The organism is Klebsiella sp. Lac1, from assembly GCF_009825425.1.
Lineage (GTDB): Bacteria > Pseudomonadota > Gammaproteobacteria > Enterobacterales > Enterobacteriaceae > Klebsiella > Klebsiella electrica.
On the sequence record NZ_VJZJ01000003.1, the window covers coordinates 650,233 to 676,206 of the forward strand.

The following is a 25,974-nucleotide window of genomic DNA, read 5'->3' on the forward strand; positions in this document are numbered from 1 at the left end:
GTCTCTCCTGAAATTAATGCGTCGTGGCGGCCGGTGGCGTCGCGCTAGTATGACTCTCTGCCGCTGCCGGATCATCGCCAGAATTCTTATTGTCACCGCCCTTACTGCTATAAAGGAACTGACCAATCAGGTCTTCCAGAACCATGGCGGACTTGGTGTCCTGAATCGTGCTGCCGTCTTTAAGGATAGACGTCCCCAGTTCCGGATCGTCGAAACCGATATTCAGCGCCAGATACTGCTCTCCCAGCAGACCTGAGGTACGAATAGCCAGCGAGCTGGAATCAGGAATATGGTTGTAGCTCTCATCAATATCGAGCGCCACGCGCGGCAGGTAGGTTTTCGGGTCAAGCGTGATATCCGCCACCCGGCCCACGACCACACCGCCAATACGGACCGGAGAACGCGCCTTCAGTCCGCCAATATTGTCAAAGGTGGCATAGATCCGATACGTCGGCTCGGTACGTAAAGAGGTCACGTTGGCGGCTTTGAGACAGACAAACAACGCCGCCAGCAACGCAACCAGTAAGAACACACCTACCCAGATTTCACTTTTTTTCGTTTGCATGAACTCAATTCCCAAACATCAGCGCAGTCAGCACAAAATCCAGCCCCAGAACCGCCAGCGACGAATGCACCACGGTACGCGTCGTTGCCCGGCTAATCCCGGCGGAAGTGGGGATAGCGTCATAACCATTAAATAACGCAACCCATGTCACCGTAATGGCGAACACCAGACTCTTAATCAGGCAGTTAACCAGATCCATTCGCCAGTCAACGGCATTTTGCATCGCGGTCCAGAAGAAGCCGCTGTCGATGCCCTTCCAGCTTACGCCCACCAGCGAACCGCCCCAGATACCCACGGCGACAAAAATAATGGTCAACAGCGGCAGCGAGATAACCCCGGCCCAGAAGCGAGGCGAAATCACGCGACGCAGCGGATCGACCGCCATCATTTCCATGCTGGAGAGCTGCTCGGTCGCGCGCATCAGGCCAATTTCCGCGGTCAGCGCGGAGCCTGCACGGCCGGCAAACAGCAGCGCAGCGACCACCGGCCCCAGTTCGCGTAGCAGGGATAGCGCCACCAGCATGCCTAAACTGGTTTCCGCACTATAAGTGGTGAGCACCAGATAGCCCTGCAGCCCCAGCACCATGCCGATAAACAGCCCCGACACGATGATAATCAGCATCGATAGCACGCCGACGTTGTAGAGCTGGCGAACCAGCAGCGGCGCATGCTTACGAAATTCCGGCTTGCCCACCACCGCATTGAAAAGCATTAATCCGGCACGCCCGAAAGCCGCGGTCGTTTTAATTCCCCGGTGTCCGAGTGATGCCAGCACGTTTAGCAGCATCAGTTGCTCGCTCCCTTGCCTAATAAATCATGCTGATAGTCACCGGCCGGATAGCGGAACGGTACCGGACCATCGGCAATACCATCAATGAACTGGCGAACCCGAGGATCGCCGTTTTCACGCAGCGACTGCGCGCTGCCGTGAGCCACGATTTTTTTGTCCGCCACGATATACGCGTAATCAGCAATGCTCAGCACTTCCGGCACGTCATGTGACACCACGATACAGGTCACGCCCAGCGTGCTGTTGAGCTCTGAAATCAGCTTAACCAGCACCCCCATGGTGATGGGATCCTGCCCGACAAACGGTTCGTCGAACATAATCAGGTCCGGCTCCAGCGCGATGGCCCTGGCCAGGGCGGCACGGCGCGCCATACCGCCTGAGAGTTCAGAAGGCATTAATTTCGCTGCCCCGCGCAGGCCGACCGCCTCCAGCTTCATCATCACCGTCGTATGCAGTAGCGCCTCCGGCAAACGCGTATGTTCGCGTAGCGGGTAGGCTACGTTATTGAACACGTCCATATCAGTGAACAGCGCTCCGGACTGAAACAGCATGCTCATACGCTTACGCACGGTATACAGGCGCGAGCGTGACATCTGCGGCACGTTTTCACCATCGAACAGGATCTCACCTTTATCCGGCGGGATCTGCCCACCGATCAGGCGCAGCAGCGTCGTTTTACCGATCCCCGATGGTCCCATAATCGCCGTGATCTTACCGCGCGGCACTGACAGCGAGATATCGTCGAAGATGACACGATCGCCGCGAGAGAAGCGGATACCGCGTACTTCGACCAAATTCGCCAGAGTTTGGCTCATAAAATCATCCTTACTAAACATCCCCCGGGCTAAGCATGGCGCGTACCTTCGCCACAAACCCAACATTTTTACAGAATCTTACCTGCACGGGTTAGCGAAAGCTGGCATTTGTTTTACTTTTGACAAACATAAAGTCAAAATTAAGAATTCGTTACGCTGCAGATGGATCGGTACAGCGAATCGACGATTATACCTGAAGAAAGGACTTTAGATGCTTTTAGCGACGGCTCTGTTAATAATTGGTTTACTGCTGGTAGTCTACAGCGCCGATCGTCTGGTTTACGCCGCTTCAATACTTTGCCGCATGATAGGGATCCCGCCGCTTATCATCGGCATGACGGTGGTCAGTATCGGTACCAGCCTGCCGGAGATCATCGTTTCCGCCGCCGCATCTCTGCACGGACAGACCGATCTGGCGATCGGCACGGCGCTCGGATCCAATATTACCAATATATTATTAATACTCGGCCTCGCTGCCTTGTTGCGTCCATTTACCGTGCATTCTGATATCCTGCGCCGCGAGTTACCGTTAATGTTGCTGGTCAGTTTGCTGGCAAGCTTTGTGCTGTACGATGGGCAACTGTCGCGTATGGACGGCCTTTTCTTACTGGCGCTCGCCCTGCTGTGGCTGCTGTTTACGATTAAAATCGCCCGGCTGTCGGAGCGTCAGGGTAGCGATAGCCTGACCCGGGAACAGATGGCGGAGCTTCCGCGGGAAGGCTCGCTTCCCGTGGCCCTGCTCTGGCTGGGCGTAGCCATGATTGTGATGCCCATGGCAACCCGCATGGTCGTGGATAATGCTACCGTGCTGGCAAACTACTTCGCTATCAGCGAACTCACCGTCGGCTTAACGGTGGTGGCGATCGGCACCAGCCTGCCGGAACTGGCGACGACGATAGCTGGGGCGCGAAAAGGGGAAGACGATATCGCTATCGGGAATATTATTGGCGCGAATATCCTGAATATCGCCCTCGTTCTCGGATTACCGGCACTGATCGCCCCGGGAGCGTTCGCGCCGGAGGCCTTTACGCGTGACTACGCCGTGATGCTGTTCGTCAGCGTGATATTCGCCCTGCTATGCTGGCGTCGCAAATGGCAACCCGGTCGCCTGGTCGGCGCGCTGCTGGTCGGCGGTTTTGTGGTTTGGTTGGCGATGCTGTACTGGGCAGCACCGCTCTTCGTTGAATGAATCGGGATAAGATTATGTCGCAGATAGATTTGCCAACGGATTTTGACTTTCAACGGGTAGGACGTGAAGTTCTGGAAATTGAACGTGAAGGTCTGGCTCAGCTCGATCGATACATTAATGAAGATTTCACCCATGCCTGCGAGAAGATCTTCCGCTGCGCGGGGAAAGTCGTGGTGATGGGGATGGGCAAATCCGGCCATATCGGGCGTAAAATGGCGGCCACCTTTGCCAGCACCGGTACGCCGTCGTTTTTCGTTCACCCCGGCGAAGCGGCCCACGGCGATTTAGGCATGGTGACACCGAAGGATGTGGTTATCGCGCTCTCGAACTCCGGCGAGTCGAACGAGATCCTGGCGCTGATTCCGGTACTTAAACGCCAGCAGGTGTCGCTTATCTGCATGACCAGCCGCCCGGAAAGCAGCATGGGGCGCGCGGCGGACATCCACCTTTGCGTGAAGGTAGAGAAAGAAGCCTGTCCGTTAGGGCTGGCGCCGACCTCCAGCACGACTGCCGCACTGGTTATGGGCGATGCGCTGGCGGTTGCCCTGCTGGAGGCGCGCGGCTTTACCGCCGAAGATTTTGCGCTGTCCCACCCCGGCGGCGCACTGGGTCGTAAGCTGCTGTTGCGGGTCAATGATATTATGCATACGGGTGATGAAATCCCGCACGTCAATGTGCAGGCCACCCTGCGTGATGCGCTGCTGGAAATCACACGTAAAAATTTAGGCATGACGGCTATCTGCGATGATGACATGAACATCATCGGTATTTTCACCGATGGCGACCTGCGCCGGGTGTTTGATACCGGCGTCGATATGCGTAATGCCCGTATCGCCGACGTCATGACGCCGGGCGGTATTCGCATTCGTCCCGGTATCCTTGCCGTCGATGCGCTGAACCTGATGCAATCTCGCCATATCACCTGCGTGTTAGTTGCCGATGGCGACCGTCTGTTGGGTGTGGTACATATGCACGATCTCCTGCGCGCAGGCGTAGTGTAAGTAAGGATAAAATAATGAATAATGCTGATGCTCTGCAGGAAACCTGCTATGGGCCAGTAAGCCCTGAATTTATCGATCGGGCGGCGAAGATCCGTTTATTGATCCTCGACGTAGACGGCGTGCTGTCCGATGGCCTGATCTACATGGGCAACAACGGTGAAGAGCTGAAGGCGTTTAACGTTCGCGACGGCTACGGAATTCGCTGCGCGCTGACATCAGGTATTGAAGTGGCGATTATTACCGGACGAAAAGCTAAACTGGTAGAAGATCGTTGTCAGACGCTGGGCATCACGCACCTGTATCAGGGCCAGTCCGATAAACTGCTGGCATTCCGCGAATTATTGAGCAAGCTGGCCGTTCGCCCGGAGGAAGTGGCCTACATCGGCGATGACCTGATCGACTGGCCGGTGATGGCCGAGGTCGGCTTAAGCGTGGCGGTGGCGGATGCGCACCCGTTGCTGCTGCCGCGAGCGGATTATGTTACACGAATCGACGGTGGACGCGGGGCGGTACGCGAAGTCTGCGATTTGTTACTATTGGCACAGGGCAAGCTGGATGAGGCCAAAGGGCAATCAATATGAGTAAAACCAGACGTTGGGTTATCATTTTACTATCGCTGGTCGCGCTTATTCTGATCGGCCTGAATCTGGCGGGTACGGACGATACCACCGTGCAGGAGATCAATCCTGATGACCCGACCTATACCAGTGAACATACCGACACCGTTGTTTACAGCCCGGAAGGGGCGCTTAATTATCGCTTAATCGCTGAACATGTGGCCTATTTTTCCGCCCAGGAGGTATCGTGGTTCACCCGACCGGTGATGACCACGTTTGATACCAACAAGGTACCCACCTGGTCTATCAAAGCGGATAAAGCCAAACTGACCAACGATCGCATGCTGTATCTTTACGGACACGTCGAAGTCAATGCGTTGACCGCTGACTCTCAACTGCAAAAAATTACGACGGATAACGCCCAGATAAACCTGGTGACGCAAGATGTTACCTCTGATGACCTGGTGACGTTGTATGGGACGACATTTAATTCCAGCGGCCTGAAAATGCGCGGAAATTTACGCAGCAAAAATGCCGAGCTGATTGAAAAGGTTAGAACCTCTTATGAAATTCAGAACAAACAAACTCAGCCTTAAAATTGCGCTCGCCAGCGCATTACTGGCCGCCAGCCTGCCGGCACTGGCAAAAACCGGCGACACCGATCAGCCGATTCACATTGAATCCGATCAGCAGTCGCTGGATATGCAGGGCAATGTTGTCACGTTTACCGGCAATGTGGTCGTCACCCAGGGCACCATCAAAATTAACGCCGATAAGGTGGTGGTAACCCGTCCAGGCGGAGAAAAAGGCAAAGAGGTTATCGACGGTTATGGTAATCCGGCGACCTTCTACCAGATGCAGGATAACGGTAAGCCGGTCAAAGGCCACGCGTCAAAAATGCGTTATGAATTACAGAATGATTTTGTGGTTCTGACCGGTAACGCGTACCTTGAGCAGCTCGACAGCAACATCCAGGGCGACAAAATCACCTACCTGGTCAAAGAGCAGAAAATGCAGGCGTTCAGCAATAAGGGCGGACGCGTGACGACGATTCTGGTCCCTTCGCAGCTGCAAGACAAAAGCACCAACCAGCAAAAGAAGGGTAACTAATTCGTTATGGCAACATTAACCGCAAAGAATCTCGCCAAGGCGTATAAAGGCCGCCGCGTGGTGGAAGATGTCAGTCTGACCGTGAACTCTGGCGAGATCGTTGGCCTCCTCGGGCCAAACGGCGCCGGTAAAACCACGACCTTCTACATGGTGGTCGGCATTGTGCCGCGCGACGCTGGCAACATTATCATCGACGATGAAGATATCAGCCTGCTGCCGCTGCATGCCCGCGCGCGTCGGGGTATCGGCTATCTGCCGCAGGAAGCCTCTATTTTCCGCCGTCTGAGCGTGTACGATAATTTAATGGCGGTTTTGCAGATCCGTGACGATCTCAGCAGCGAGCAGCGTGAAGACCGCGCGAAAGAGCTGATGGAAGAATTTCATATTGAGCATCTGCGCGACAGCCTGGGGCAGGCGCTTTCCGGCGGTGAACGCCGCCGCGTTGAGATAGCCCGCGCGCTGGCCGCTAATCCAAAATTCATTCTGCTGGATGAGCCCTTCGCTGGCGTTGACCCCATTTCCGTTATCGATATCAAACGGATAATCGAGCATCTGCGTGACAGCGGTCTTGGCGTGCTGATCACCGACCATAACGTCAGGGAGACGCTGGCCGTCTGCGAACGCGCCTATATCGTCAGCCAGGGTCACCTGATAGCCCACGGCACACCGCAACAAATCCTTGAAGACGAGCAGGTTAAGCGCGTGTATCTTGGGGAAGACTTCAGACTCTGATAGGGTAGAGGTTACAGACGTTTTAGCCGGAGATATTAGCCCTGAATATGAAGCAAGGTTTGCAATTAAGGCTAAGCCAACAGCTTGCCATGACGCCACAACTGCAACAGGCTATTCGCTTGCTGCAGCTGTCCACGTTAGAACTCCAGCAAGAACTCCAGCAGGCGCTGGAGAGTAATCCGTTGCTTGAGCAAACCGATCTTCACGATGAGGTAGAAACCAAAGAGGTTGAGGACCGCGAATCGCTGGACACCGTCGACGCTCTTGAACAAAAAGATATGCCGGAAGAGCTGCCGCTCGACGCCAGCTGGGATGAAATCTACACCGCCGGCACGCCGTCCGGAAACGGCGTTGATTACCAGGACGACGAGCTACCTGTTTATCAAGGCGAAACGACCCAAAGCCTGCAGGATTACCTGATGTGGCAGGTTGAACTGACGCCGTTTACCGACACCGATCGCGCGATTGCCACATCGATTGTCGATGCCGTCGATGACACCGGCTACCTCACCATTCGGCTGGAAGATATTGTCGAGAGTATCGACGATGACGAAATTGGTCTCGAAGAAGTTGAAGCGGTACTTAAGCGCATCCAGCGCTTTGACCCGGTCGGCGTCGCGGCAAAAGATCTGCGCGACTGTCTGCTGGTTCAGCTTTCACAATATGCCAAAGAGACGCCGTGGCTGGAAGAAGCCCGGCTTATCATCAGCGATCATCTCGATCTGCTCGCCAACCACGATTTCCGCTCCCTGATGCGCGTCACCCGACTGAAAGAAGAGGTGCTGAAAGAGGCGGTTAATCTGATCCAGTCGCTCGATCCGCGCCCCGGTCAGTCGATCCAGACCGGCGAGCCGGAATACGTCATTCCCGACGTACTGGTACGTAAGGTCGGCGGCCGCTGGGTCGTGGAGCTTAACTCCGACAGCATCCCACGCCTGAAGATCAACCAGCATTATGCGGCCATGGGCAACAGCGCGCGCAATGATGCAGATAGCCAGTTTATCCGCAGCAACCTGCAGGAAGCTCGCTGGCTAATCAAGAGTCTGGAAAGCCGCAATGATACGCTGCTGCGCGTTAGCCGCTGCATCGTTGAACAGCAGCAGTCCTTCTTCGAACAAGGAGAGGAGTTCATGAAACCGATGGTACTGGCCGATATCGCCCAGGCCGTCGAAATGCATGAATCCACTATTTCACGCGTGACCACCCAAAAATATCTGCACAGTCCGCGCGGTATTTTTGAGCTGAAATATTTCTTTTCCAGCCACGTCAATACGGAGGGCGGCGGCGAGGCATCGTCGACGGCCATTCGGGCGCTGGTGAAGAAGTTAATCGCCGCGGAGAATCCCGCGAAGCCGTTGAGTGACAGTAAGCTGACCACCCTCCTGTCTGAACAGGGTATTATGGTGGCACGTCGTACCGTCGCTAAGTACCGAGAGTCTTTATCCATTCCGCCATCTAACCAGCGTAAACAACTGGTTTGATACAACCGATAAGGAAGACACTATGCAGCTCAACATTACAGGACACAACGTCGAAATAACCCCTGCACTGCGTGAATTCGTTAATGCGAAGTTCAGCAAACTGGAGCAGTTTTTCGACAGGATCAATCAGGTCTATATTGTGTTAAAAGTAGAGAAGGTGACGCAAATTGCGGACGCCAATCTGCATGTCAACGGTGGCGAAATCCATGCCAGTGCGGAAGGGCAGGATATGTATGCCGCTATCGATGGACTCATCGATAAGCTGGCAAGACAGCTAACAAAACATAAAGATAAACTAAAACAACACTAATTGTCCGGGCGTCGCCCTTGCCTGCTGCCGGCTTTTATCGGTAGCCGGCAAGGGACGCGCTCAGGTGAAATTATGATGAACAACGATTCGGCTCTACAACTGAGCAATGTCCTTAATCAGGAATGTACCCGTAGCCAGGTTCACTGCCAGAGCAAAAAGCGCGCGCTGGAAATCATCAGTGAGCTGGCAGCGAAACAGTTAGGTTTGCCGCCGCAGGTGGTGTTTGAGGCGATCCTCACCCGCGAGAAAATGGGCAGTACCGGGATTGGCAACGGGATTGCTATTCCGCACGGTAAACTCGAAGAGGATACGCTGCGCGCCGTCGGCGTGTTTGTCCAGTTGGAGACACCGATCGCATTTGATGCCATCGACAACCAGCCGGTCGATCTGCTGTTTGCGCTTCTGGTTCCGGCCGATCAGACCAAAACCCATCTGCATACGCTCTCGCTGGTTGCCAAACGGCTGGCGGATAAAACCATTTGCCGGCGCCTGCGCGCGGCGCAAAGCGATGAAGAGCTGTATGAGATCATCACCGAAGCAGGAAGCAACGATGACGTATAACCGCCGTCGCCCCCTACCCTTTATCGTACTGAGGAGAAACGGTACATGGTACTGATGATCGTCAGCGGCCGCTCAGGCTCGGGGAAATCCGTCGCTCTGCGGGCGCTGGAAGATATGGGCTTCTACTGCGTGGATAACCTGCCGGTAGTGCTGTTGCCTGAACTGGCGAGATCGCTGGCCGACAGAAACATCTCTGCCGCCGTCAGCATTGATGTGCGTAACATGCCGGAATCGCCAGAGATCTTTGAACAGGCGATGAAAAACCTGCCTGAGGCATTTTCCCCTCAGCTACTGTTCCTTGATGCTGACCGCAATACGCTGATCCGCCGCTACAGCGACACCCGTCGTCTGCATCCGCTCTCAAGTAAAAACCTGTCGCTGGAAAGCGCCATTGACGAAGAGAGCGCGCTGCTGGAACCGCTGCGTTCCCGCGCCGACCTGATCGTCGACACTTCAGAGATGTCGGTACATGAGCTGGCAGAAATGCTACGTACCCGCCTGCTCGGCAAGCGCGAACGTGAGCTGACTATGGTCTTTGAATCCTTTGGCTTTAAGCACGGTATCCCGATTGATGCCGATTATGTCTTTGACGTCCGCTTCCTGCCAAACCCGCACTGGGATCCGAAACTGCGTCCAATGACCGGTCTGGATAAGCCGGTGGCCGCCTTCCTTGACCGACACACGGAAGTTCACAATTTTATTTACCAGACCCGCAGCTATCTTGAGCTATGGTTACCGATGCTGGAGACCAATAATCGCAGCTATCTGACGGTGGCGATTGGTTGTACCGGCGGTAAACACCGTTCGGTCTACATTGCCGAACAGCTGGCTGATTACTTCCGCTCGCGCGGTAAGAACGTGCAGTCTCGCCATCGGACGCTGGAAAAACGCAAATCATGACCGTAAAGCAGATCGTTGAAATCACCAATAAGCTGGGGATGCATGCCCGCCCGGCGATGAAGCTGTTTGAACTGATGCAAAATTATGATGCGGAAGTCCTGCTGCGCAACGACGAGGGGACGGAAGCGGAAGCCAATAGCGTGATTGCCCTACTCATGCTCGACTCAGCCAAAGGTCGGCAAATCGAGATTGAAGCCAACGGCCCGCAGGAAGTCGAGGCGCTGGCGGCGGTTATTGCGCTGTTCAACGCCGGTTTTGACGAAGACTAAGCATTCCTGCCTCGTCCCCGGCGGCGCGACGCTGACCGGGGCTATTGTTTCCGCTGCCGCCTCACTTCAGCCTGTTCACCTGCATAAATCCTTCTCCGCCTAGCTGACGCATCTGACGCAGGATCCACGCCTGCCGACTGCGAACATAGCCGGACGGCGCATCGGCGCGAAAGCGGATCGGATTGGGTAATACCGCCGCCAGGAGCGCCGCTTCAGAAGCGGTTAACTGACTCGCAGGCTTATGAAAGTAGCGCTGTGACGCCGCTTCGACGCCGAACGTACCTTCACCAAACTCAGCGATATTCAGGTAGACGGTCAGAATCCGTTTTTTACTCCACACCGTCTCGATGCCTACCGTTAACCCGGCCTCCAGCCCTTTGCGCAACCAGCTGCGGCCATCCCACAAGAACAGGTTTTTCGCCGTTTGCTGCGAGAGCGTGGAGGCGCCGCGCACGCGGTTTTCCTGACGTTCATTGTGCGCCAGCGCTTTTTCTATCGCCGAGACATCAAAACCCCAGTGCTCGGGGAATTTTTGATCCTCCGCGGCGATGGCCGCCAGCCCCATCCACGGCGAGATCTCGTCCATCCCGACCCAGTCGGAATGGGCAACATACTGAAAATTACCGCTCAGCCATGCGCCAACTTGCCGCTCGAGCATCACGGCTGAAAACGGCACCGGCAGAATGCTAAAGAGCGCAATGCCGCCTCCCCAAAAAGCCGCCGCAATCAGCAGAATGCGCAATAAAAGACGTTTAATCATTCGCAACGGGGCCGAACGCACGCTCATGCAGTCAGAACCAGTACACGGGCCACCAGCTTCTCAATCCCGCTTGCCGCTTCCGCAATGTTCTGCGCCAGCATCCAGGCCGGGGTCGTCACCACCTTATGCTCTTCATCGACGACGATATCATCGACCGGGCAAGGAACGTGTTCTGCGCCCATCTCCTCCACCACCTCAGCGGTATCAAGATCGGTGCCGATGGTTATCCGCAGCGGGGTCGGGAAAATTTTTGGCAGCAGCGCCGGGGCGATACACATAAAGCCCAGGGGTTTGCCCGCCTCGTGCATCGCCAGCGTCAACGCTTTCAGGTCGCTATCGACCACGCATTCAGCCCCTTGCGAGGCAAAATTGCTGAGGTTCTTCGCCGCACCAAATCCACCGGGGACAATCAACGCATCCAGGTCTTCAGCACGGGCCGCGGCCAGAGGCTGGATATCGCCACGGGCAATACGCGCGGCCTCAACCAGAACGTTGCGGCTTTCAGCCATCGGCTCACCGGTCAGGTGATTGATCACGTCCGTTTGCGCTTTATCCGGCGCGAAACAGACGGCCTGTGCGCCGCTACGGGCGATCGCTAACAGGGTGATGACCGCTTCATGGATCTCCGTTCCGTCATAGACGCCACAGCCGCTCAATACCACGCCAATCTTTTTCATACCGCCAGCTCCTTAGTGCAACTTGCTGAAACCAGTCAAAAATTTTGATTTACACGCATTGCTTCACATATTTTACTGATTCACGTAACAAATTATTTAAGGTTTGCTATCTTAATGAGCGAGCAAACTAAATCCTCAGGTTGCGCTACGTAAAAATATCTCTAAAAATTCTGGCGCAACAAGCAGTTCCCTGGTGTTGGCGCAGTATTCGCGCACCCCGGTTTATCCGGGGTCATTTTTTATGTGCCGCCGCAACCCATGCTTTCAGCACCGCCACATCGTTCTGCCACTCGGATTTCATCTCTTCAACCCATTCACCAACGTTATCTGACCATGCCGGCAGGTCCGGAGTCTGGATCTGCTGTCCCAGCTGTTGAATATGCCGCAGGCCAATCGACCCCGCCGCGCCTTTAATTTTATGCCCTTCATCGACGATCCCTTTCTGGTCGCGGGCGGTCAGGTTGGACTCCAGCACCGCCATATAGCCCGGCATCATCCTCTCGAAAACCGCAAGGCCATCGTTGATAAGCTTTGGCCCCACCAGCTCGATATACTGCTCAAGCATCGGAATATCCAGCACGGACGCCGATTTACTCACATCCACGGCCGGCATTTCGCACTCATCCTCCTCCGGCGAATCCCAGAATTTTTTAATCATGGCCGTCAGCGCCGGTACCGATAGTGGTTTACTCAGGACGTCGTCCATTCCGGCATCGAGATACTCTTTTTTATTCTTCAGCACGTTGGCGGTGAGGGCCACCAGCGGCGGTAGGTCATCGGCGGCAAAGTGCTGCTTAAGATGACGCGAAATATCCAGGCCCGTCATGTCCGGCAGCTGGATATCCAGCAGCACCAGGTCGTACTCGCCTGGTTTAAACATCTCCAGCGCGGCCTTACCGGTCATCGCCACATCGACGCTGTTACCCAACTTCTCCAGCACCGAGCGCGCCACAATCACGTTGAGCTCGATATCCTCGACCAGCAGCACGTTCAGCGCCGGCAGGGGCATCTCATCTTCAGTCAGCATATCTTCCACTTCTTCCGCTACCGCCGGCGCATGCACGGTCAGCGTAAATGTGGCTCCCAGACCCGGTTGGCTGGAGACATTAATATCGCCGCCCATATTGCGCGCCAGACGACGCGATACGGCAAGACCGATCCCGGTGCCCGTCGCAGGCTTGCCGCCGTGGCTGTCTTTCACCTGATAATACATGGCGAAGATCTTATCCTGCTCGGCTTCGGGAATGCCGATACCGGAGTCTTCCACTTCAAAATGCAGGATATCACCTTCATCGTAGCGAACGCGGACGGTGACATTTCCCCCCTGCGGCGTGAATTTCACCGCATTACTGATGAGGTTCCACAAAATCTGCCGCAGACGCGTCCCGTCGGTCACCACTTTATGTGGCAGCGGCAGCGTCGGTTCCAGGAGGAAGCGCAGACCTTTCTGCTGCGCCTGCAGGCCGGAGAGGTTTTCCAGATCGGCAAGGAAACCGGTGAAATCGACCTGCTGGTTATCCAACTGGACTTTACGGCGCTCCATTTTATCCATGTCGATAATATCGTTGAAGATATTCCCCAGCGTCACCGCGGAGACATGGATGGTTTTGAGGTATTTTTCCTGCTCGCCGCTCAGCTCGGTATCCAGCAAGATACGGCTCAGTCCCACGATGCCGTTAAGCGGCGTGCGCAGTTCGTGGCTGATCGTTGAGATGAAGGTGGTCTTATCACGGCTGGCGCGCTCCAGCGCATCCTGGTAGCGCTTACGTTCGGTAATATCGCGGCCAAAGCCCATCAGTCCACGGCGCTTGCCGACGCGGTCATAGTAAGGAACCTTGCGGATTTCAAAACAGGCTTTACGCCCGTCCGGATAATCCAGCCACTGCTCGTAGGTCAGCGATACATTATGGCGGAAAACTTTTTCGTCAGTCTCCAGCACTTTAACCGCCGCTTCTTCGTTATAGACATCCTGAGGTTTCAGGTGGATAAGCTGCTTTTCGCTTTTCCCGGTCAGCAGTTCCATTGCCCGGTTGCAGCCAGAAAACTCTTTGTCTTCATTGCGATAGAATACCAGATCCGGCGAAGCATCAAGGAAAGAACGGAGGAAGGAGGATTGCTGCTCCAGCTGAATTTGCGTCTCTTCGCGCTCTTTCATCTCAATTTTCAGCTGTTCCAGCGTCGTCTCGCGCTCAGCTTCCGCTTTCTCACGTTCGCCAATCTCCTGATTGAGCTGCGCGATATTATCTTTGAGCTGCACGTTAAGCTGCAGGTCGCGCTCACGCATCTCCTCGAGTTTTTCCACCAGCCGGGTAAGACGCTGCCGCGACTCTTCCAGTTGCTCCACCACCACCGACAAAAAGTAGACCGCCCAGGGGGTTATCAGCAGACCAAAGAAGATAGAGCGGATAACGTCGATGCTCTCAACCTGGCCATGCAGAACCATCGTGACGGCCATCTGTACCACAATCGCCAGCACCACCAGGGCGAGGGCGAGCAGCATGGAAAAACGCACCAGACCCAGCTTCATCATCAGGTCGACATAGTACTGCGCCAGCATACGAATTTGCTTCATAAGGGATTCCTTCGCGACAACTCCGCACAATAATACTCAATTCTGAGCAATACGCTGTAAGTTGTGCGAAAAATGCGGGCGCCACTACTCTAAAACCGCGCGCGGCACCCAGGCTCGTCCCAGCGCCGAGCCCTGCACGCCATGTTGATTGAGATAGCGGTCGAGTTCAACCATCCCGGTCCAGCGGTTCTCGCACCACAGGGGGGCCAGTAGCGTCGGACGCCGGGCGCTGGCGGAAATGCGGTGATAGATAACCTCAGGCGGGGTGTGGCGAATCATCTCCCCGGCCGTGACCGTATACTCATCCAGCGCAATCGCCGTCAACCGCCCCGCCTGCCAGGCTTTGGCCATCGTACTGCCGGTGACAATATGCAGCGGATGCAGTTTGATGCCATCCACGCCGGTATCCACAACCTGTTCCAGCGTTTGCAGGCAATGGCTCTGCGCCTCGCCCGGTAACCCGACAATCAAATGTGTGCAGACCTTCAGCCCGCGCTCTCGCGCCAGACGGGTCGTGCGCTGATAACAGGCAAAATCATGACCGCGATTAATCCGCCGCAGCGTTTTGTCATGCGCGGTCTGTAAGCCAAGCTCCAGCCACACTTCGTAGCCCTGTTCCCGATAGCCGCTGAGCAGATCTAATACCGCCTCCGGAACGCAGTCAGGACGAGTCCCCACGCACAGCCCAACGATACTAGCCTGACTGACCGCCTGCTGATACATCGCGCGCAGCACCTGAACTTCGGCAAAGGTACTGGTGTAAGCCTGAAAATAAGCCAGATAGCGCTTTGCGCGATTAACCCGCTGCGCCTGGTGCGCCAGCTGTTCAGCAATGGAGTGGTGCTGCTGCTCTTCGTCAGCAAAAGAGGCGACGTTGCAAAACGTGCAGCCTCCGCGGCCGAGGGTGCCATCGCGATTCGGGCAGCTAAACCCGCCATGCAGCGTCAGTTTATGGACCTTTTCGCCATAGCGCCGCGAAAGATCCCCACCAAACATATTGACTAATTTTTGTAACTGCATAATCTGATAGACCGGCCTGAAGAAAGGGGCCAAGCCTGCCATTTTTAGCCACCGACGGCGATGACCTGGATCAATCGTCAGCGCGGCCGTTCAGCTCATTGCATAAACACTCAAGATAACTGCAATTTCATTCACTCACTCTGTGATGAGTTTTCCTTATACTTAACCTCAGGTTTGCCATTATCTTCATCAGGGCAAAAAACAGTGTTATTTACCACCTCAAAGGAAACAAGCAGATAAATACTCTGCGATAAACGGGCAGTTCAGCACAGAACGATAATGTTACGCTATCGATATAGTGAGACAGATCACACTAGATTATGCTTTCCGCTACGTTTCAGCACCGCTTAAAACGCAACTATTATTTTAATAATCATGATGTTAAACGCTGTATAGCACATTTTTGCATAAATAAGATTGCCATTTGACGTAAGTGCGGATTCCCGATAAGTTGGGAATCCGCTGGAAGCTTTCTGGATGAGCACTCTGCTCATCATATTTATGCAGTAATTGAGATTCCCTCTTACAGCAAGTCCTCAAACTTGCGTACCGATGCGAAAAGGATTTAAAGAGGGCGAATGCGAGGTGCAAACCCCGTCGCCATGCTCTTTCTGTGCCCGTGCGCAATCGGTATCGGAGGGTGTCCCGTAGAGCCTGGGGAGGTTCACTGATATGTTGTACGATAAATCCCTTGAGAGGGATAACTGTGGTTTCGGCCTGATCGCCCACATAGAAGGCGAACCTAGCCACAAGGTAGTGCGAACCGCTATACACGCACTGGCCCGAATGCAGCACCGCGGCGCGATCCTTGCCGATGGTAAAACCGGCGACGGTTGTGGCTTGCTGCTGCAAAAACCTGACCGTTTCTTCCGTATCGTTGCGGAAGAGCGCGGCTGGCGTTTAGCCAAAAATTACGCCGTCGGGATGTTATTCCTTAATAAAGATCCTGAACTGGCAGAGACGGCACGCCGCATCGTTGAAGAAGAACTACAACGTGAAACCCTGTCTATCGTCGGCTGGCGCGAAGTGCCGACCAACGAAGGGGTTCTCGGTGAAATCGCCCTCTCCTCGCTGCCCCGTATTGAACAAATTTTTGTTAACGCCCCGGCAGGCTGGCGCCCGCGCGATATGGAACGTCGTTTGTTCATCGCCCGTCGCCGCATTGAAAAGTGTCTGCAGGAAGATAAAGATTTCTACGTTTGCAGCCTGTCGAATCTGGTGAACATTTACAAAGGTCTGTGTATGCCGGCTGACCTGCCGCGCTTCTACCTGGACCTCGCGGACCTGCGTCTGGAGTCGGCAATCTGCCTGTTCCACCAGCGCTTCTCCACCAACACCGTGCCGCGCTGGCCGCTGGCGCAGCCGTTCCGCTACCTGGCGCACAACGGCGAAATCAACACCATCACCGGCAACCGCCAGTGGGCGCGCGCGCGTACCTACAAGTTCCAGACGCCATTAATTCCGGACCTGCACGATGCGGCACCGTTCGTCAACGAAACGGGCTCCGACTCCAGCTCCATGGATAACATGCTTGAGCTGCTGCTGGCCGGCGGTATGGATATCGTGCGCGCCATGCGTCTGCTCGTTCCGCCAGCCTGGCAGAACAACCCGGATATGGATCCGGAGCTGCGCGCCTTCTTCGATTTTAACTCCATGCATATGGAGCCGTGGGACGGCCCGGCGGGCATCGTGATGTCCGACGGTCGCTACGCCGCTTGTAACCTCGATCGTAACGGTCTGCGCCCGGCGCGCTACGTCATCACTAAAGACAAGCTGATCACCTGCGCTTCAGAAGTGGGGATTTGGGATTACCAGCCTGACGAAGTGGTCGAAAAAGGCCGCGTTGGACCGGGTGAACTGATGGTTATCGATACCCGCGGCGGACGCATTCTGCACTCCGCGGAAACCGATGACGACCTGAAAAGCCGCCACCCTTACAAAGAGTGGATGGAGAAGAACGTTCGTCGCCTGGTGCCGTTTGAAGACCTGCCGGACGAAGACGTCGGCAGCCGTCAGTTGGATGACGATACCCTCGCCAGCTTCCAGAAACAGTTCAACTACAGCGCAGAAGAGCTGGACTCCGTCCTGCGCGTACTGGGCGAAAACGGCCAGGAAGCCGTCGGTTCAATGGGCGACGATACCCCATTTGCCGTGCTCTCCAGCCAGCCGCGTATCATTTACGACTACTTCCGTCAGCAGTTCGCGCAGGTCACTAACCCGCCGATCGACCCGCTGCGTGAAGCCCACGTAATGTCGCTGGCTACCAGCATCGGTCGTGAAATGAACGTCTTCTGCGAAGCGGAAGGCCAGGCCCACCGCCTGAGCTTCAAATCACCGATCCTGCTGTACTCCGATTTCAAACAGCTCACCACCATGAAAGAGGAGCACTATCGCGCCGATACGCTGGATATCACCTTTAACGCCGCGGAAACCTCGCTGGCCGACACGGTGAAAGCGCTGTGTGATAAAGCCGAACAGATGGTCCGTAACGGTACCGTGCTGCTGGTGCTCTCCGATCGTAATATCGCGAAAGATCGTCTGCCGGTTCCGGCACCGATGGCGGTAGGCGCGATTCAAACCCGCCTGGTGGATAAGAGCCTGCGCTGCGATGCCAACATTATCGTTGAAACCGCCAGCGCCCGTGACCCGCACCACTTCGCGGTGCTGCTGGGCTTCGGCGCCACGGCTATCTATCCGTACCTGGCCTATGAAACGCTGGCGAAACTGGTCGATAACAAGGCCATTGAGAAAGACTACCGTACAGTGATGCTGAACTACCGTAACGGCATCAACAAAGGCCTGTACAAGATCATGTCCAAGATGGGGATCTCGACCATCGCCTCCTACCGCTGCTCGAAGCTGTTCGAAGCGGTTGGCCTGCATCGTGAAGTTTCCGACCTGTGCTTCCTCGGCGTTGTCAGCCGCATCGGCGGCGCGGGCTTTGATGACTTCCAGCAGGATCTGCTGAATCTGTCCAAACGCGCCTGGCTGGTCCGTAAACCGCTGGATCAGGGCGGCCTGCTGAAATACGTTCACGGCGGCGAATATCACGCCTACAACCCGGATGTCGTTCGCACGTTGCAGCAAGCGGTACAGAGCGGCGAATACCAGGACTATCAGCAATATGCGAATCTGGTGAATGACCGCCCGGCGGCAACGCTGCGCGATCTGCTGGCGCTGAATCCTGGCGATGACGCCATCAGCATCGACCACGTTGAATCGGCCAAAGAGCTGTTCAAACGCTTCGATACCGCCGCCATGTCTATCGGTGCGTTAAGCCCGGAAGCCCATGAGTCGCTGGCGGAAGCGATGAACAGCATCGGCGGCTTCTCTAACTCCGGCGAAGGCGGCGAAGACCCGGCGCGCTATGGCACCAATAAAGTGTCGCGTATTAAACAGGTCGCTTCTGGCCGCTTCGGCGTGACTCCGGCTTACCTGGTCAACGCCGACGTTATCCAGATTAAAGTCGCCCAGGGCGCGAAGCCAGGCGAAGGCGGGCAGTTGCCGGGCGACAAAGTCACGCCGTATATCGCCAGACTGCGCTATTCGGTCCCGGGCGTGACCCTGATTTCGCCGCCGCCGCACCACGATATTTACTCTATCGAGGATCTGGCGCAGCTGATTTTTGACCTTAAACAGGTCAACCCGAAAGCGATGATTTCCGTGAAGCTGGTTTCCGAACCGGGCGTCGGCACCATCGCCACCGGCGTGGCCAAAGCCTATGCCGATCTTATCACCATCGCCGGCTACGACGGCGGTACCGGCGCCAGCCCGCTCTCTTCAGTGAAATATGCGGGCTGCCCGTGGGAACTGGGCCTCGTTGAAACCCAGCAGGCACTGGTGGCTAACGGCCTGCGTCATAAGATTCGCCTGCAGGTGGACGGCGGCCTGAAAACCGGCCTTGATATCATCAAAGCGGCGATTCTCGGCGCAGAAAGCTTCGGCTTCGGCACCGGTCCGATGGTTGCGCTCGGCTGTAAATATCTGCGTATCTGCCACCTGAACAACTGCGCAACCGGCGTAGCAACTCAGGATGAAAAACTGCGTAAGAATCACTATCACGGCCTGCCGTTCAAAGTGACCAACTACTTTGAATTTATCGCCCGCGAAACCCGCGAGCTGATGGCTGAGCTTGGCGTGAAGCGTCTGGTGGACCTGATTGGCCGCACCGACCTGCTGAAAGTGCTGGATGGCTTTACCGCGAAGCAGCAGAAGCTGGATCTGAGCAAACTGCTGGAAACCGCCGAGCCGCATCCAGGTAAAGCGCTGTACTGCACCGAAAGCAACCCACCGTTTGATAACGGGGTGTTGAACGCGCAGCTGCTGCAGCAGGCAAAACCGTTCGTGGACAGCAAGCAGAGCAAAACCTTCTGGTTCGATATCCGTAACACCGATCGTTCCGTTGGCGCTTCGTTGTCTGGCTATATCGCCCAGACCCATGGCGATCAGGGGCTGGCAGCAGACCCGATTATCGCGCACTTCAGCGGTACCGCAGGCCAGAGCTTCGGCGTGTGGAATGCCGGCGGCGTGGAGCTGCACCTGACCGGCGACGCGAACGACTATGTGGGTAAAGGGATGGCTGGCGGCCTGCTCGCCATTCGTCCTCCGGTAGGTTCTTCCTTCCGTAGCCACGAAGCGAGCATCATCGGTAACACCTGCCTGTACGGCGCGACCGGCGGTCGTCTGTACGCAGCGGGCCGCGCAGGCGAGCGTTTTGCGGTGCGTAACTCCGGTGCCATCACCGTGGTAGAAGGCATCGGCGATAACGGCTGCGAATACATGACCGGCGGCATCGTCTGCGTACTGGGTAAAACCGGCGTCAACTTTGGCGCAGGGATGACCGGCGGCTTTGCTTACGTCCTGGATGAAGACGGCGATTTCCGTAAACGTGTGAACCCGGAACTGGTGGAAGTGTTGGACGTTGACTCTCTCGCTATCCATGAAGAGCACCTGCGCGGTCTGATTACCGAACACGTGCAGCTTACCGGTTCGTCTCGTGGCGAAGAGATCCTGGCCAACTGGCCGGCTTTTGCCGCGAAATTCGCGCTGGTTAAACCAAAGTCCAGTGATGTTAAAGCACTGTTGGGTCACCGTAGTCGTAGCGCGGCAGAGCTGCGTGTGCAGGCGCAGTAAGGAATTCAGATGAGCCAGAACGTATACCAGTTTATCGACTTACAGCGCGTTGATCCGCCAAAGAAACCGCTGAAGATCCGTAAAATTGAATTTGTCGAAATTTATGAGCCGTTTTCAGAAGGCCAGGCCAAAGCTCAGGCAGATCGCTGCCTGTCCTGCGGCAACCCGTACTGTGAATGGAAATGTCCGGTCCACAACTACATCCCTAACTGGCTGAAGCTCGCCAATGAAGGACGTATTTTTGAAGCGGCAGAGCTGTCGCATCAGACCAACACCCTGCCGGAAGTCTGCGGGCGCGTCTGCCCGCAGGACCGTCTGTGCGAAGGCTCCTGTACGCTGAACGACGAGTTTGGCGCGGTGACTATCGGTAACATCGAGCGCTATATCAACGATAAAGCGTTCGAGATGGGCTGGCGCCCGGATCTCTCCGGCGTGAAACCCACCGGTAAAACCGTGGCAATTGTTGGTGCCGGTCCGGCGGGACTGGCCTGCGCAGATGTCCTGACCCGCAACGGCGTCAAAGCGGTGGTATTCGATCGCCATCCGGAAATCGGTGGCCTGCTGACCTTCGGTATCCCTGCCTTTAAGCTGGAAAAAGAGGTGATGACCCGTCGCCGTGAAATTTTCACCGGCATGGGTATTGAGTTCAAACTCAATGTCGAAGTGGGCCGTGACGTTCAGCTTGACGATCTGCTGAAAGATTACGACGCCGTCTTCCTTGGCGTGGGGACCTATCAGTCCATGCGCGGTGGGCTGGAAAACGAAGAGGCAAATGGTGTCTTTGATGCGCTGCCGTTCCTGATTGCCAACACCAGGCAGACCATGGGCTTTGGCGAAACGGCGCACCAGCCGTACGTCAATATGGAAGGTAAACGCGTGGTCGTGCTTGGCGGTGGCGACACCGCGATGGACTGCGTGCGTACTTCCGTACGCCAGGGCGCAACTCACGTTATCTGCGCCTACCGTCGCGACGAAGAAAACATGCCGGGTTCCAAACGCGAAGTGAAAAACGCGCGCGAAGAGGGCGTCGAGTTCCAGTTCAACGTTCAGCCTCTGGGCGTGGAAGTGAATGCTAACGGCAAAGTGTGCGGCGTGAAAATGGCGCGTACCGAGATGGGCCAGCCGGATGCCAAAGGCCGTCGTCGTGCGGAGATCGTCGCGGGCTCCGAGCACGTTGTCCCGGCGGATGCGGTGGTCATGGCGTTTGGTTTCCGTCCGCATAGCATGGAGTGGCTGGCGAAGCACAACGTTGAGCTGGATTCCCAGGGCCGTATTATTGCGCCGGAAGGCCATGAAAATGCGTTCCAGACCAGTAACCCGAAAATCTTTGCCGGCGGCGATATCGTGCGCGGTTCCGATCTGGTGGTAACGGCGATTGCCGAAGGTCGTAAAGCGGCTGACGGGATCCTGAACTACCTGGAAGTGTAATACCGGATAAACGTTTATACCGGTTATGAGATAAAGCCCGATGGTGCAAACCATCGGGCTTTTTGCGCATGGGGGCTGGAATTGTGGCAACGGTTTTCTTGCCGGTTGGTATGAGAGTCTTTTATAGGGTGGTTCGAGGGAAAAAGGGGATGGCTATATGCCGGGTGACGGTGGAATATGCCATCGAACTTAAGCGCAATCCAACCAGAACCCTCTTCCCCGAACCGCCGTTGACACGAACACCACGGCTGGCCATTTAAAAAGGGCCCCATGCTAAACATGGGGCCCTTCTATACCCGCTACCGGGAACAAACCAATTCTTATTACTTCACGACGCGCAGCGCCGGACGCCCACCGCGCGGCGGCGGCGGCGTATCATCCGGGTCATCATCATGATGATCCGGCTTATCGCCGTCGATCACCGACATGACCGTCTCGCTTTCATTGCTTACCGATGCATCGTCATCATTCAGGGTGGTGACATCTTCATCGTAAGCCGCTTCCGGTTCGAACATGGTGCCCGCACCGTTTTCACGAGCATAGATAGCCAGTACGGCAGCCATCGGCACGGAAACATTACGCGGGACACCGCCGAAGCGCGCGTTGAAGCGCACTTCGTCATTCGCCAGTTCCAGATTACCCACGGCGCGCGGAGCAATATTCAGAACGATTTGCCCGTCGCGCGCGTACTCCATCGGAACCTGCACATTTGGCAGTGTCACATCCACAACCAGGTGCGGAGTCAGCTGGTTATCCAGCAGCCACTCATAGAACGCCCGCAGTAAGTACGGGCGACGCGGCGTTAGCTGCGATACATCCATCGGTTAGCCCCGACCGAGACGCATTTCACGCTCGGCTTCAGTTAAAGAAGCGAGGAAAGAATCACGTTCGAAGACGCGAGTCATATAGCCCTTGAGCTCTTTCGCGCCGGCACCAATAACTTCAACACCGAGAACCGGCAAACGCCACAGCAGCGGCGCCAGATAGCAATCAACCAGGCTGAACTCATCGCTCAGGAAGTAAGGTTTCTGAGTGAAGACAGGCGCAATCGCCTGCAGCTCTTCACGCAGCTGTTTGCGTGCGGTATCCGCTTGCGCTGCGGTACCGGTCTGAATGGTATTCATCAACGAATACCAGTCTTTCTCGATACGCTGCATGTACAGACGACTTTCTCCACGCGCGACCGGATAGACCGGCATTAACGGTGGATGCGGGAAACGCTCATCCAGATATTCCATAATGATGCGGGATTCCCACAGAGTGAGCTCACGATCCACCAGCGTAGGTACGCTTTGATTCGGGTTGAGGTCAATCAGATCCTGAGGCGGGTTGTCCTTCTCCACGTGCTCTATCTCAAAACTAACACCTTTTTCTGCCAGCACGATGCGGACTTGGTGGCTATAGATGTCAGTAGGACCAGAAAACAGCGTCATTACCGAACGTTTGTTGGCAGCGACAGCCATGAAAACCTCCAGGTATATTCAGAATTTTTGTACTGCTGCCAGCCACGTATGGCCAGCCAGATGTAAAAACCCCATTCGCGTGAAGTCATTATTGTTTATGCAAAAAAACAAAAAACGAACAATCACCAGCATTTGGGCAGAAAATTGGATGATAGTTTACCAGATCTTGAAGGCATTGTGGTGAGGGGATTCTGGAAATGCTGAAAAAGTGGTAAGAACAGGCGATTTCCTTGTGGATAACCGCAGGTTTATGCATAAAAAAACCCGCCGAAGCGGGTTTTTTCGCAAATTGTTCTGCGTAAGCAGAAAACAATTAACGTTTGGAGAACTGAGGACGACGACGTGCTTTACGCAGACCGACTTTCTTACGTTCAACCTGACGAGCATCACGGGTAACGAAGCCAGCTTTACGCAGTTCGCCACGCAGGGACTCATCATACTCCATCAGAGCGCGGGTGATACCGTGACGGATCGCACCAGCCTGACCAGAGATACCACCACCTTTAACGGTGATGTACAGATCCAGTTTCTCAACCATGTCGACCAGTTCCAGCGGCTGACGAACTACCATGCGGGCAGTTTCACGACCGAAGTACTGTTCCAGAGAACGCTGGTTGATAACGATTTTACCGCTGCCTGGTTTGATGAAAACGCGAGCTGCGGAACTTTTGCGGCGACCAGTGCCGTAATATTGATTTTCAGCCATTGCCTATAATCCCGATTAGATGTCAAGAACTTGCGGTTGCTGTGCCGCGTGGTTGTGCTCGTTACCCGCGTAAACTTTCAGTTTACGGTACATAGCACGACCCAGCGGGCCTTTTGGCAACATGCCTTTAACCGCGATTTCAATCACACGCTCAGGACGGCGAGCAATCATCTCTTCAAAGGTCGCTTCTTTGATACCACCGATGTGGCCGGTGTGATGGTAGTACATTTTGTCTTCGCGCTTGTTGCCGGTTACAGCAACTTTTTCTGCGTTCAGAACGATGATGTAATCACCAGTATCGACGTGCGGAGTGTATTCCGCTTTATGCTTACCGCGCAGGCGACGAGCCAGTTCAGAAGCCAGACGGCCCAGAGTTTTACCGGTCGCGTCAACAACATACCAGTCGCGCTTTACGGTTTCTGGTTTAGCTGTAAAAGTTTTCATTAAAAGCTTACCCAAATAATAAGTTACACGTTGGTGAACACCCAAACGTTTAGTCAGTTGAGGTTCACACGACATTGTCCAGCAAACCTACCCCTTCGAATAGCCTATGCCGGCACTATAGAAAGTTTTGGGAAAAAAACCTTCTTGTAACGTGGGGTCGCAAGATTATAGAGAAGTCGGGGCCAAAGATCGACCCCTTTATGTGATTTGAACCGGCTTTTTTCGGCGGCGCGTTGCCACGCGATACCCTTGCGTCATGGCAACACGACGCGTGCCGTTAAGGCATATGCGGGCGTTTCAAATACTCTTCGCTTTGCATTTCCTGCAGGCGCGATAAGCAGCGCTGAAACTCAAACTTCAGTCGCTCCCCCTGATAAATGTCATACAGCGGCACCGCGGCGCTGACGACCAGCTTAACGTGCCGCTCGTAGAACTCATCCACCAGGGCGATAAACCGCCGGGCTTCGCTCTCCAGCAGTGTGGTCATTACCGGGACATCAAATAACATGACGGTATGGAACAGGCGCGAAAGCGCGATGTAATCGTGCTGGCTGCGCGCATCCACGCACAGTGTGGCAAACGAGGCCGCCAGCGTCTGGTTTTCGACGCCTAATGTCGGCAGCGGTCGATGGTTAATTTCCAGCGTCGGCGTCTGCTCGCGTTTCGCTCCCGCTAATGCCAGCCACAGTTTATCCATCTGCTGCTGCGTCTGCGCATTGAGGGGCGACAGCCACAGATGGGCCTGCGTCAGCGTGCGCAGACGGTAATCAATGCCCGCATCGACGTTCATAATGTCGCAATGCTGTTTAATCGCATCGATTGCGGGCAGGAAGCGGGCGCGCTGCAGACCGTTGCGGTAGAGCTCATCTGGCGGGATGTTCGAGGTGGCCACCAGCGTGATGCCACGCGCGAACAGGGCTTTCATCAGGCCGCCCAGCAGCATGGCGTCAGTAATATCGGAGACAAAGAACTCATCGAAACAGAGAACGTCGGTTTCCGCCTTGAAGCGGTCGGCGAGGATTTCCAGCGGATCGCTGTGTCCCTGCAGGGTAATCAGCTCTTCATGGACACGCAGCATAAAGCGATGGAAGTGCAGGCGCTGCTTACGATCGCCGGGCAGGCTATGATAAAACAGGTCCATCAGCCAGGTTTTCCCTCGCCCGACGCCCCCCCACATGTACAGGCCGCGCACCGCTGCAGGCTCGACGGCAGGTTCGCGCTTACCCAGCCACTTGCCGAATTTTGCCCGCAGGCCGCTGCTTTGCGGTGCCGGAGCGGGTTTATTCTGCAGTTCATGATAAATCGTATCGAGGCGGTTTACCGCTTCTTGCTGGACGTCGTCAGGTTGATGGCTGCCCTCTTTGAGGGCTAAAAGGTAACGCGATGTTGGGGACAGGCTTTGCATGATCTTATTGTTATTCCTTGAAAACCGTAATGCTGAAGCTCACGATTGACGAAAAAAAGGCCGTTCTACACTACGCGATGATACGC

General features: G+C 55.4%; 25 protein-coding genes. 13 read left to right on the forward strand and 12 right to left on the reverse strand.

Annotation, left to right across the window (positions count from 1 at the left end; translation table 11 throughout):
- Positions 1-13: 13 nt before the first annotated feature.
- Genes mlaD through mlaF form a run of 3 tightly spaced genes read right to left on the reverse strand, consistent with a single transcriptional unit; the run spans position 14 to position 2,170 of the window.
- Positions 14-565 carry an outer membrane lipid asymmetry maintenance protein MlaD gene (gene mlaD, locus FNY10_RS22140; RefSeq protein ID WP_100684853.1) on the reverse strand — a complete coding sequence of 184 codons (552 nt, stop codon included), beginning with the start codon at positions 563-565 and terminating at the stop codon, positions 14-16.
- Positions 566-569: 4 nt separating this feature from the next.
- On the reverse strand, positions 570-1,352 hold the full coding sequence (gene mlaE, locus FNY10_RS22145; RefSeq protein WP_032690569.1) for a lipid asymmetry maintenance ABC transporter permease subunit MlaE: 783 nt from the start codon (positions 1,350-1,352) through the stop codon (positions 570-572).
- The gene (gene mlaF, locus FNY10_RS22150; protein WP_100684854.1) at positions 1,352-2,170 is read right to left on the reverse strand and encodes a phospholipid ABC transporter ATP-binding protein MlaF; all 819 of its coding nucleotides are present in this window, start codon (positions 2,168-2,170) and stop codon (positions 1,352-1,354) included. The genes mlaE and mlaF overlap by 1 nt, the downstream gene beginning before the upstream one ends.
- 211 nt (positions 2,171-2,381) lie before the next feature.
- On the opposite strand from mlaF, the gene FNY10_RS22155 reads away from it, so the two are divergent.
- The 11 genes from FNY10_RS22155 (at position 2,382) to npr (ending at position 10,280) form a co-directional block, all read left to right on the forward strand.
- Entirely contained in the window at positions 2,382-3,359 is a 978-nt protein-coding gene (locus FNY10_RS22155) for a calcium/sodium antiporter (protein ID WP_100684855.1), read from the forward strand.
- Positions 3,356-4,360: an arabinose-5-phosphate isomerase KdsD gene (gene kdsD / locus FNY10_RS22160; RefSeq protein WP_407081244.1), complete on the forward strand. Its 1,005-nt coding sequence runs from the start codon at positions 3,356-3,358 to the stop codon at positions 4,358-4,360. Before FNY10_RS22155 ends, kdsD begins: the two co-directional genes overlap by 4 nt.
- 14 nt (positions 4,361-4,374) lie before the next feature.
- Entirely contained in the window at positions 4,375-4,941 is a 567-nt protein-coding gene (gene kdsC / locus FNY10_RS22165) for a 3-deoxy-manno-octulosonate-8-phosphatase KdsC (protein WP_131048465.1), read from the forward strand.
- Entirely contained in the window at positions 4,938-5,513 is a 576-nt protein-coding gene (lptC, locus tag FNY10_RS22170) for an LPS export ABC transporter periplasmic protein LptC (protein WP_100684858.1), read from the forward strand. The genes kdsC and lptC overlap by 4 nt, the downstream gene beginning before the upstream one ends.
- Positions 5,482-6,027, forward strand: coding sequence for a lipopolysaccharide ABC transporter substrate-binding protein LptA (lptA, locus tag FNY10_RS22175; protein WP_100684859.1), 546 nt, complete (start codon positions 5,482-5,484; stop codon positions 6,025-6,027). The genes lptC and lptA overlap by 32 nt, the downstream gene beginning before the upstream one ends.
- A 6-nt stretch (positions 6,028-6,033) precedes the next feature.
- The gene (lptB, locus tag FNY10_RS22180) at positions 6,034-6,759 is read left to right on the forward strand and encodes an LPS export ABC transporter ATP-binding protein (RefSeq protein ID WP_004206203.1); all 726 of its coding nucleotides are present in this window, start codon (positions 6,034-6,036) and stop codon (positions 6,757-6,759) included.
- A 47-nt stretch (positions 6,760-6,806) separates the two neighbouring features.
- Positions 6,807-8,240 (forward strand): RNA polymerase factor sigma-54, encoded by a 1,434-nt coding sequence (gene rpoN / locus FNY10_RS22185; RefSeq protein WP_131048464.1) that lies wholly within the window; start codon positions 6,807-6,809, stop codon positions 8,238-8,240.
- Positions 8,241-8,262: 22 nt separating this feature from the next.
- Positions 8,263-8,550, forward strand: coding sequence for a ribosome hibernation promoting factor (gene hpf, locus FNY10_RS22190; RefSeq protein ID WP_004868168.1), 288 nt, complete (start codon positions 8,263-8,265; stop codon positions 8,548-8,550).
- 72 nt (positions 8,551-8,622) lie between these two features.
- Positions 8,623-9,111 carry a PTS IIA-like nitrogen regulatory protein PtsN gene (ptsN, locus tag FNY10_RS22195; protein ID WP_015585655.1) on the forward strand — a complete coding sequence of 163 codons (489 nt, stop codon included), beginning with the start codon at positions 8,623-8,625 and terminating at the stop codon, positions 9,109-9,111.
- A 45-nt stretch (positions 9,112-9,156) separates the two neighbouring features.
- Complete coding sequence (gene rapZ, locus FNY10_RS22200) at positions 9,157-10,011, forward strand: RNase adapter RapZ (RefSeq protein WP_004868172.1); 855 nt, start codon at positions 9,157-9,159, stop codon at positions 10,009-10,011.
- On the forward strand, positions 10,008-10,280 hold the full coding sequence (npr, locus tag FNY10_RS22205) for a PTS phosphocarrier protein NPr (protein ID WP_004868176.1): 273 nt from the start codon (positions 10,008-10,010) through the stop codon (positions 10,278-10,280). Before rapZ ends, npr begins: the two co-directional genes overlap by 4 nt.
- 61 nt (positions 10,281-10,341) lie before the next feature.
- Here the strand turns inward: npr and mtgA are convergent, their stop codons facing one another.
- From mtgA to FNY10_RS22225, 4 genes are all read right to left on the reverse strand, one after another.
- A complete protein-coding gene (gene mtgA, locus FNY10_RS22210; protein ID WP_160704368.1) occupies positions 10,342-11,067 on the reverse strand; it encodes a monofunctional biosynthetic peptidoglycan transglycosylase in 726 nt (241 codons plus the stop codon).
- The gene (gene elbB, locus FNY10_RS22215) at positions 11,064-11,717 is read right to left on the reverse strand and encodes an isoprenoid biosynthesis glyoxalase ElbB (protein ID WP_160704366.1); all 654 of its coding nucleotides are present in this window, start codon (positions 11,715-11,717) and stop codon (positions 11,064-11,066) included. The genes mtgA and elbB overlap by 4 nt, the downstream gene beginning before the upstream one ends.
- 232 nt (positions 11,718-11,949) lie before the next feature.
- A complete protein-coding gene (gene arcB, locus FNY10_RS22220; RefSeq protein WP_160704364.1) occupies positions 11,950-14,289 on the reverse strand; it encodes an aerobic respiration two-component sensor histidine kinase ArcB in 2,340 nt (779 codons plus the stop codon).
- 84 nt (positions 14,290-14,373) lie between these two features.
- Positions 14,374-15,309, reverse strand: a complete 936-nt coding sequence (locus FNY10_RS22225) for a TIGR01212 family radical SAM protein (RefSeq protein WP_100684894.1) — start codon at positions 15,307-15,309, stop codon at positions 14,374-14,376.
- Between the two features lie 672 nt (positions 15,310-15,981).
- On the opposite strand from FNY10_RS22225, the gene gltB reads away from it, so the two are divergent.
- Both gltB and FNY10_RS22235 read left to right on the forward strand, forming a co-directional pair.
- The gene (gene gltB, locus FNY10_RS22230) at positions 15,982-20,442 is read left to right on the forward strand and encodes a glutamate synthase large subunit (protein ID WP_160704362.1); all 4,461 of its coding nucleotides are present in this window, start codon (positions 15,982-15,984) and stop codon (positions 20,440-20,442) included.
- A 9-nt stretch (positions 20,443-20,451) separates the two neighbouring features.
- A complete protein-coding gene (locus FNY10_RS22235; RefSeq protein WP_160704360.1) occupies positions 20,452-21,870 on the forward strand; it encodes a glutamate synthase small subunit in 1,419 nt (472 codons plus the stop codon).
- Between the two features lie 323 nt (positions 21,871-22,193).
- On the opposite strand, the gene sspB is transcribed toward FNY10_RS22235, so the two are convergent.
- The 5 genes from sspB to zapE form a co-directional block, all read right to left on the reverse strand.
- Positions 22,194-22,691, reverse strand: coding sequence for a ClpXP protease specificity-enhancing factor (sspB, locus tag FNY10_RS22240; protein ID WP_004868216.1), 498 nt, complete (start codon positions 22,689-22,691; stop codon positions 22,194-22,196).
- A gap of 3 nt (positions 22,692-22,694) precedes the next feature.
- Positions 22,695-23,333 (reverse strand): stringent starvation protein SspA, encoded by a 639-nt coding sequence (gene sspA / locus FNY10_RS22245; RefSeq protein ID WP_004868218.1) that lies wholly within the window; start codon positions 23,331-23,333, stop codon positions 22,695-22,697.
- A 313-nt stretch (positions 23,334-23,646) separates the two neighbouring features.
- Positions 23,647-24,039: a 30S ribosomal protein S9 gene (gene rpsI, locus FNY10_RS22250; protein WP_003025138.1), complete on the reverse strand. Its 393-nt coding sequence runs from the start codon at positions 24,037-24,039 to the stop codon at positions 23,647-23,649.
- 15 nt (positions 24,040-24,054) lie between these two features.
- A complete protein-coding gene (rplM, locus tag FNY10_RS22255) occupies positions 24,055-24,483 on the reverse strand; it encodes a 50S ribosomal protein L13 (RefSeq protein WP_004868222.1) in 429 nt (142 codons plus the stop codon).
- 277 nt (positions 24,484-24,760) lie between these two features.
- Entirely contained in the window at positions 24,761-25,888 is a 1,128-nt protein-coding gene (gene zapE, locus FNY10_RS22260) for a cell division protein ZapE (RefSeq protein WP_141963288.1), read from the reverse strand.
- Positions 25,889-25,974: the final 86 nt, after the last annotated feature.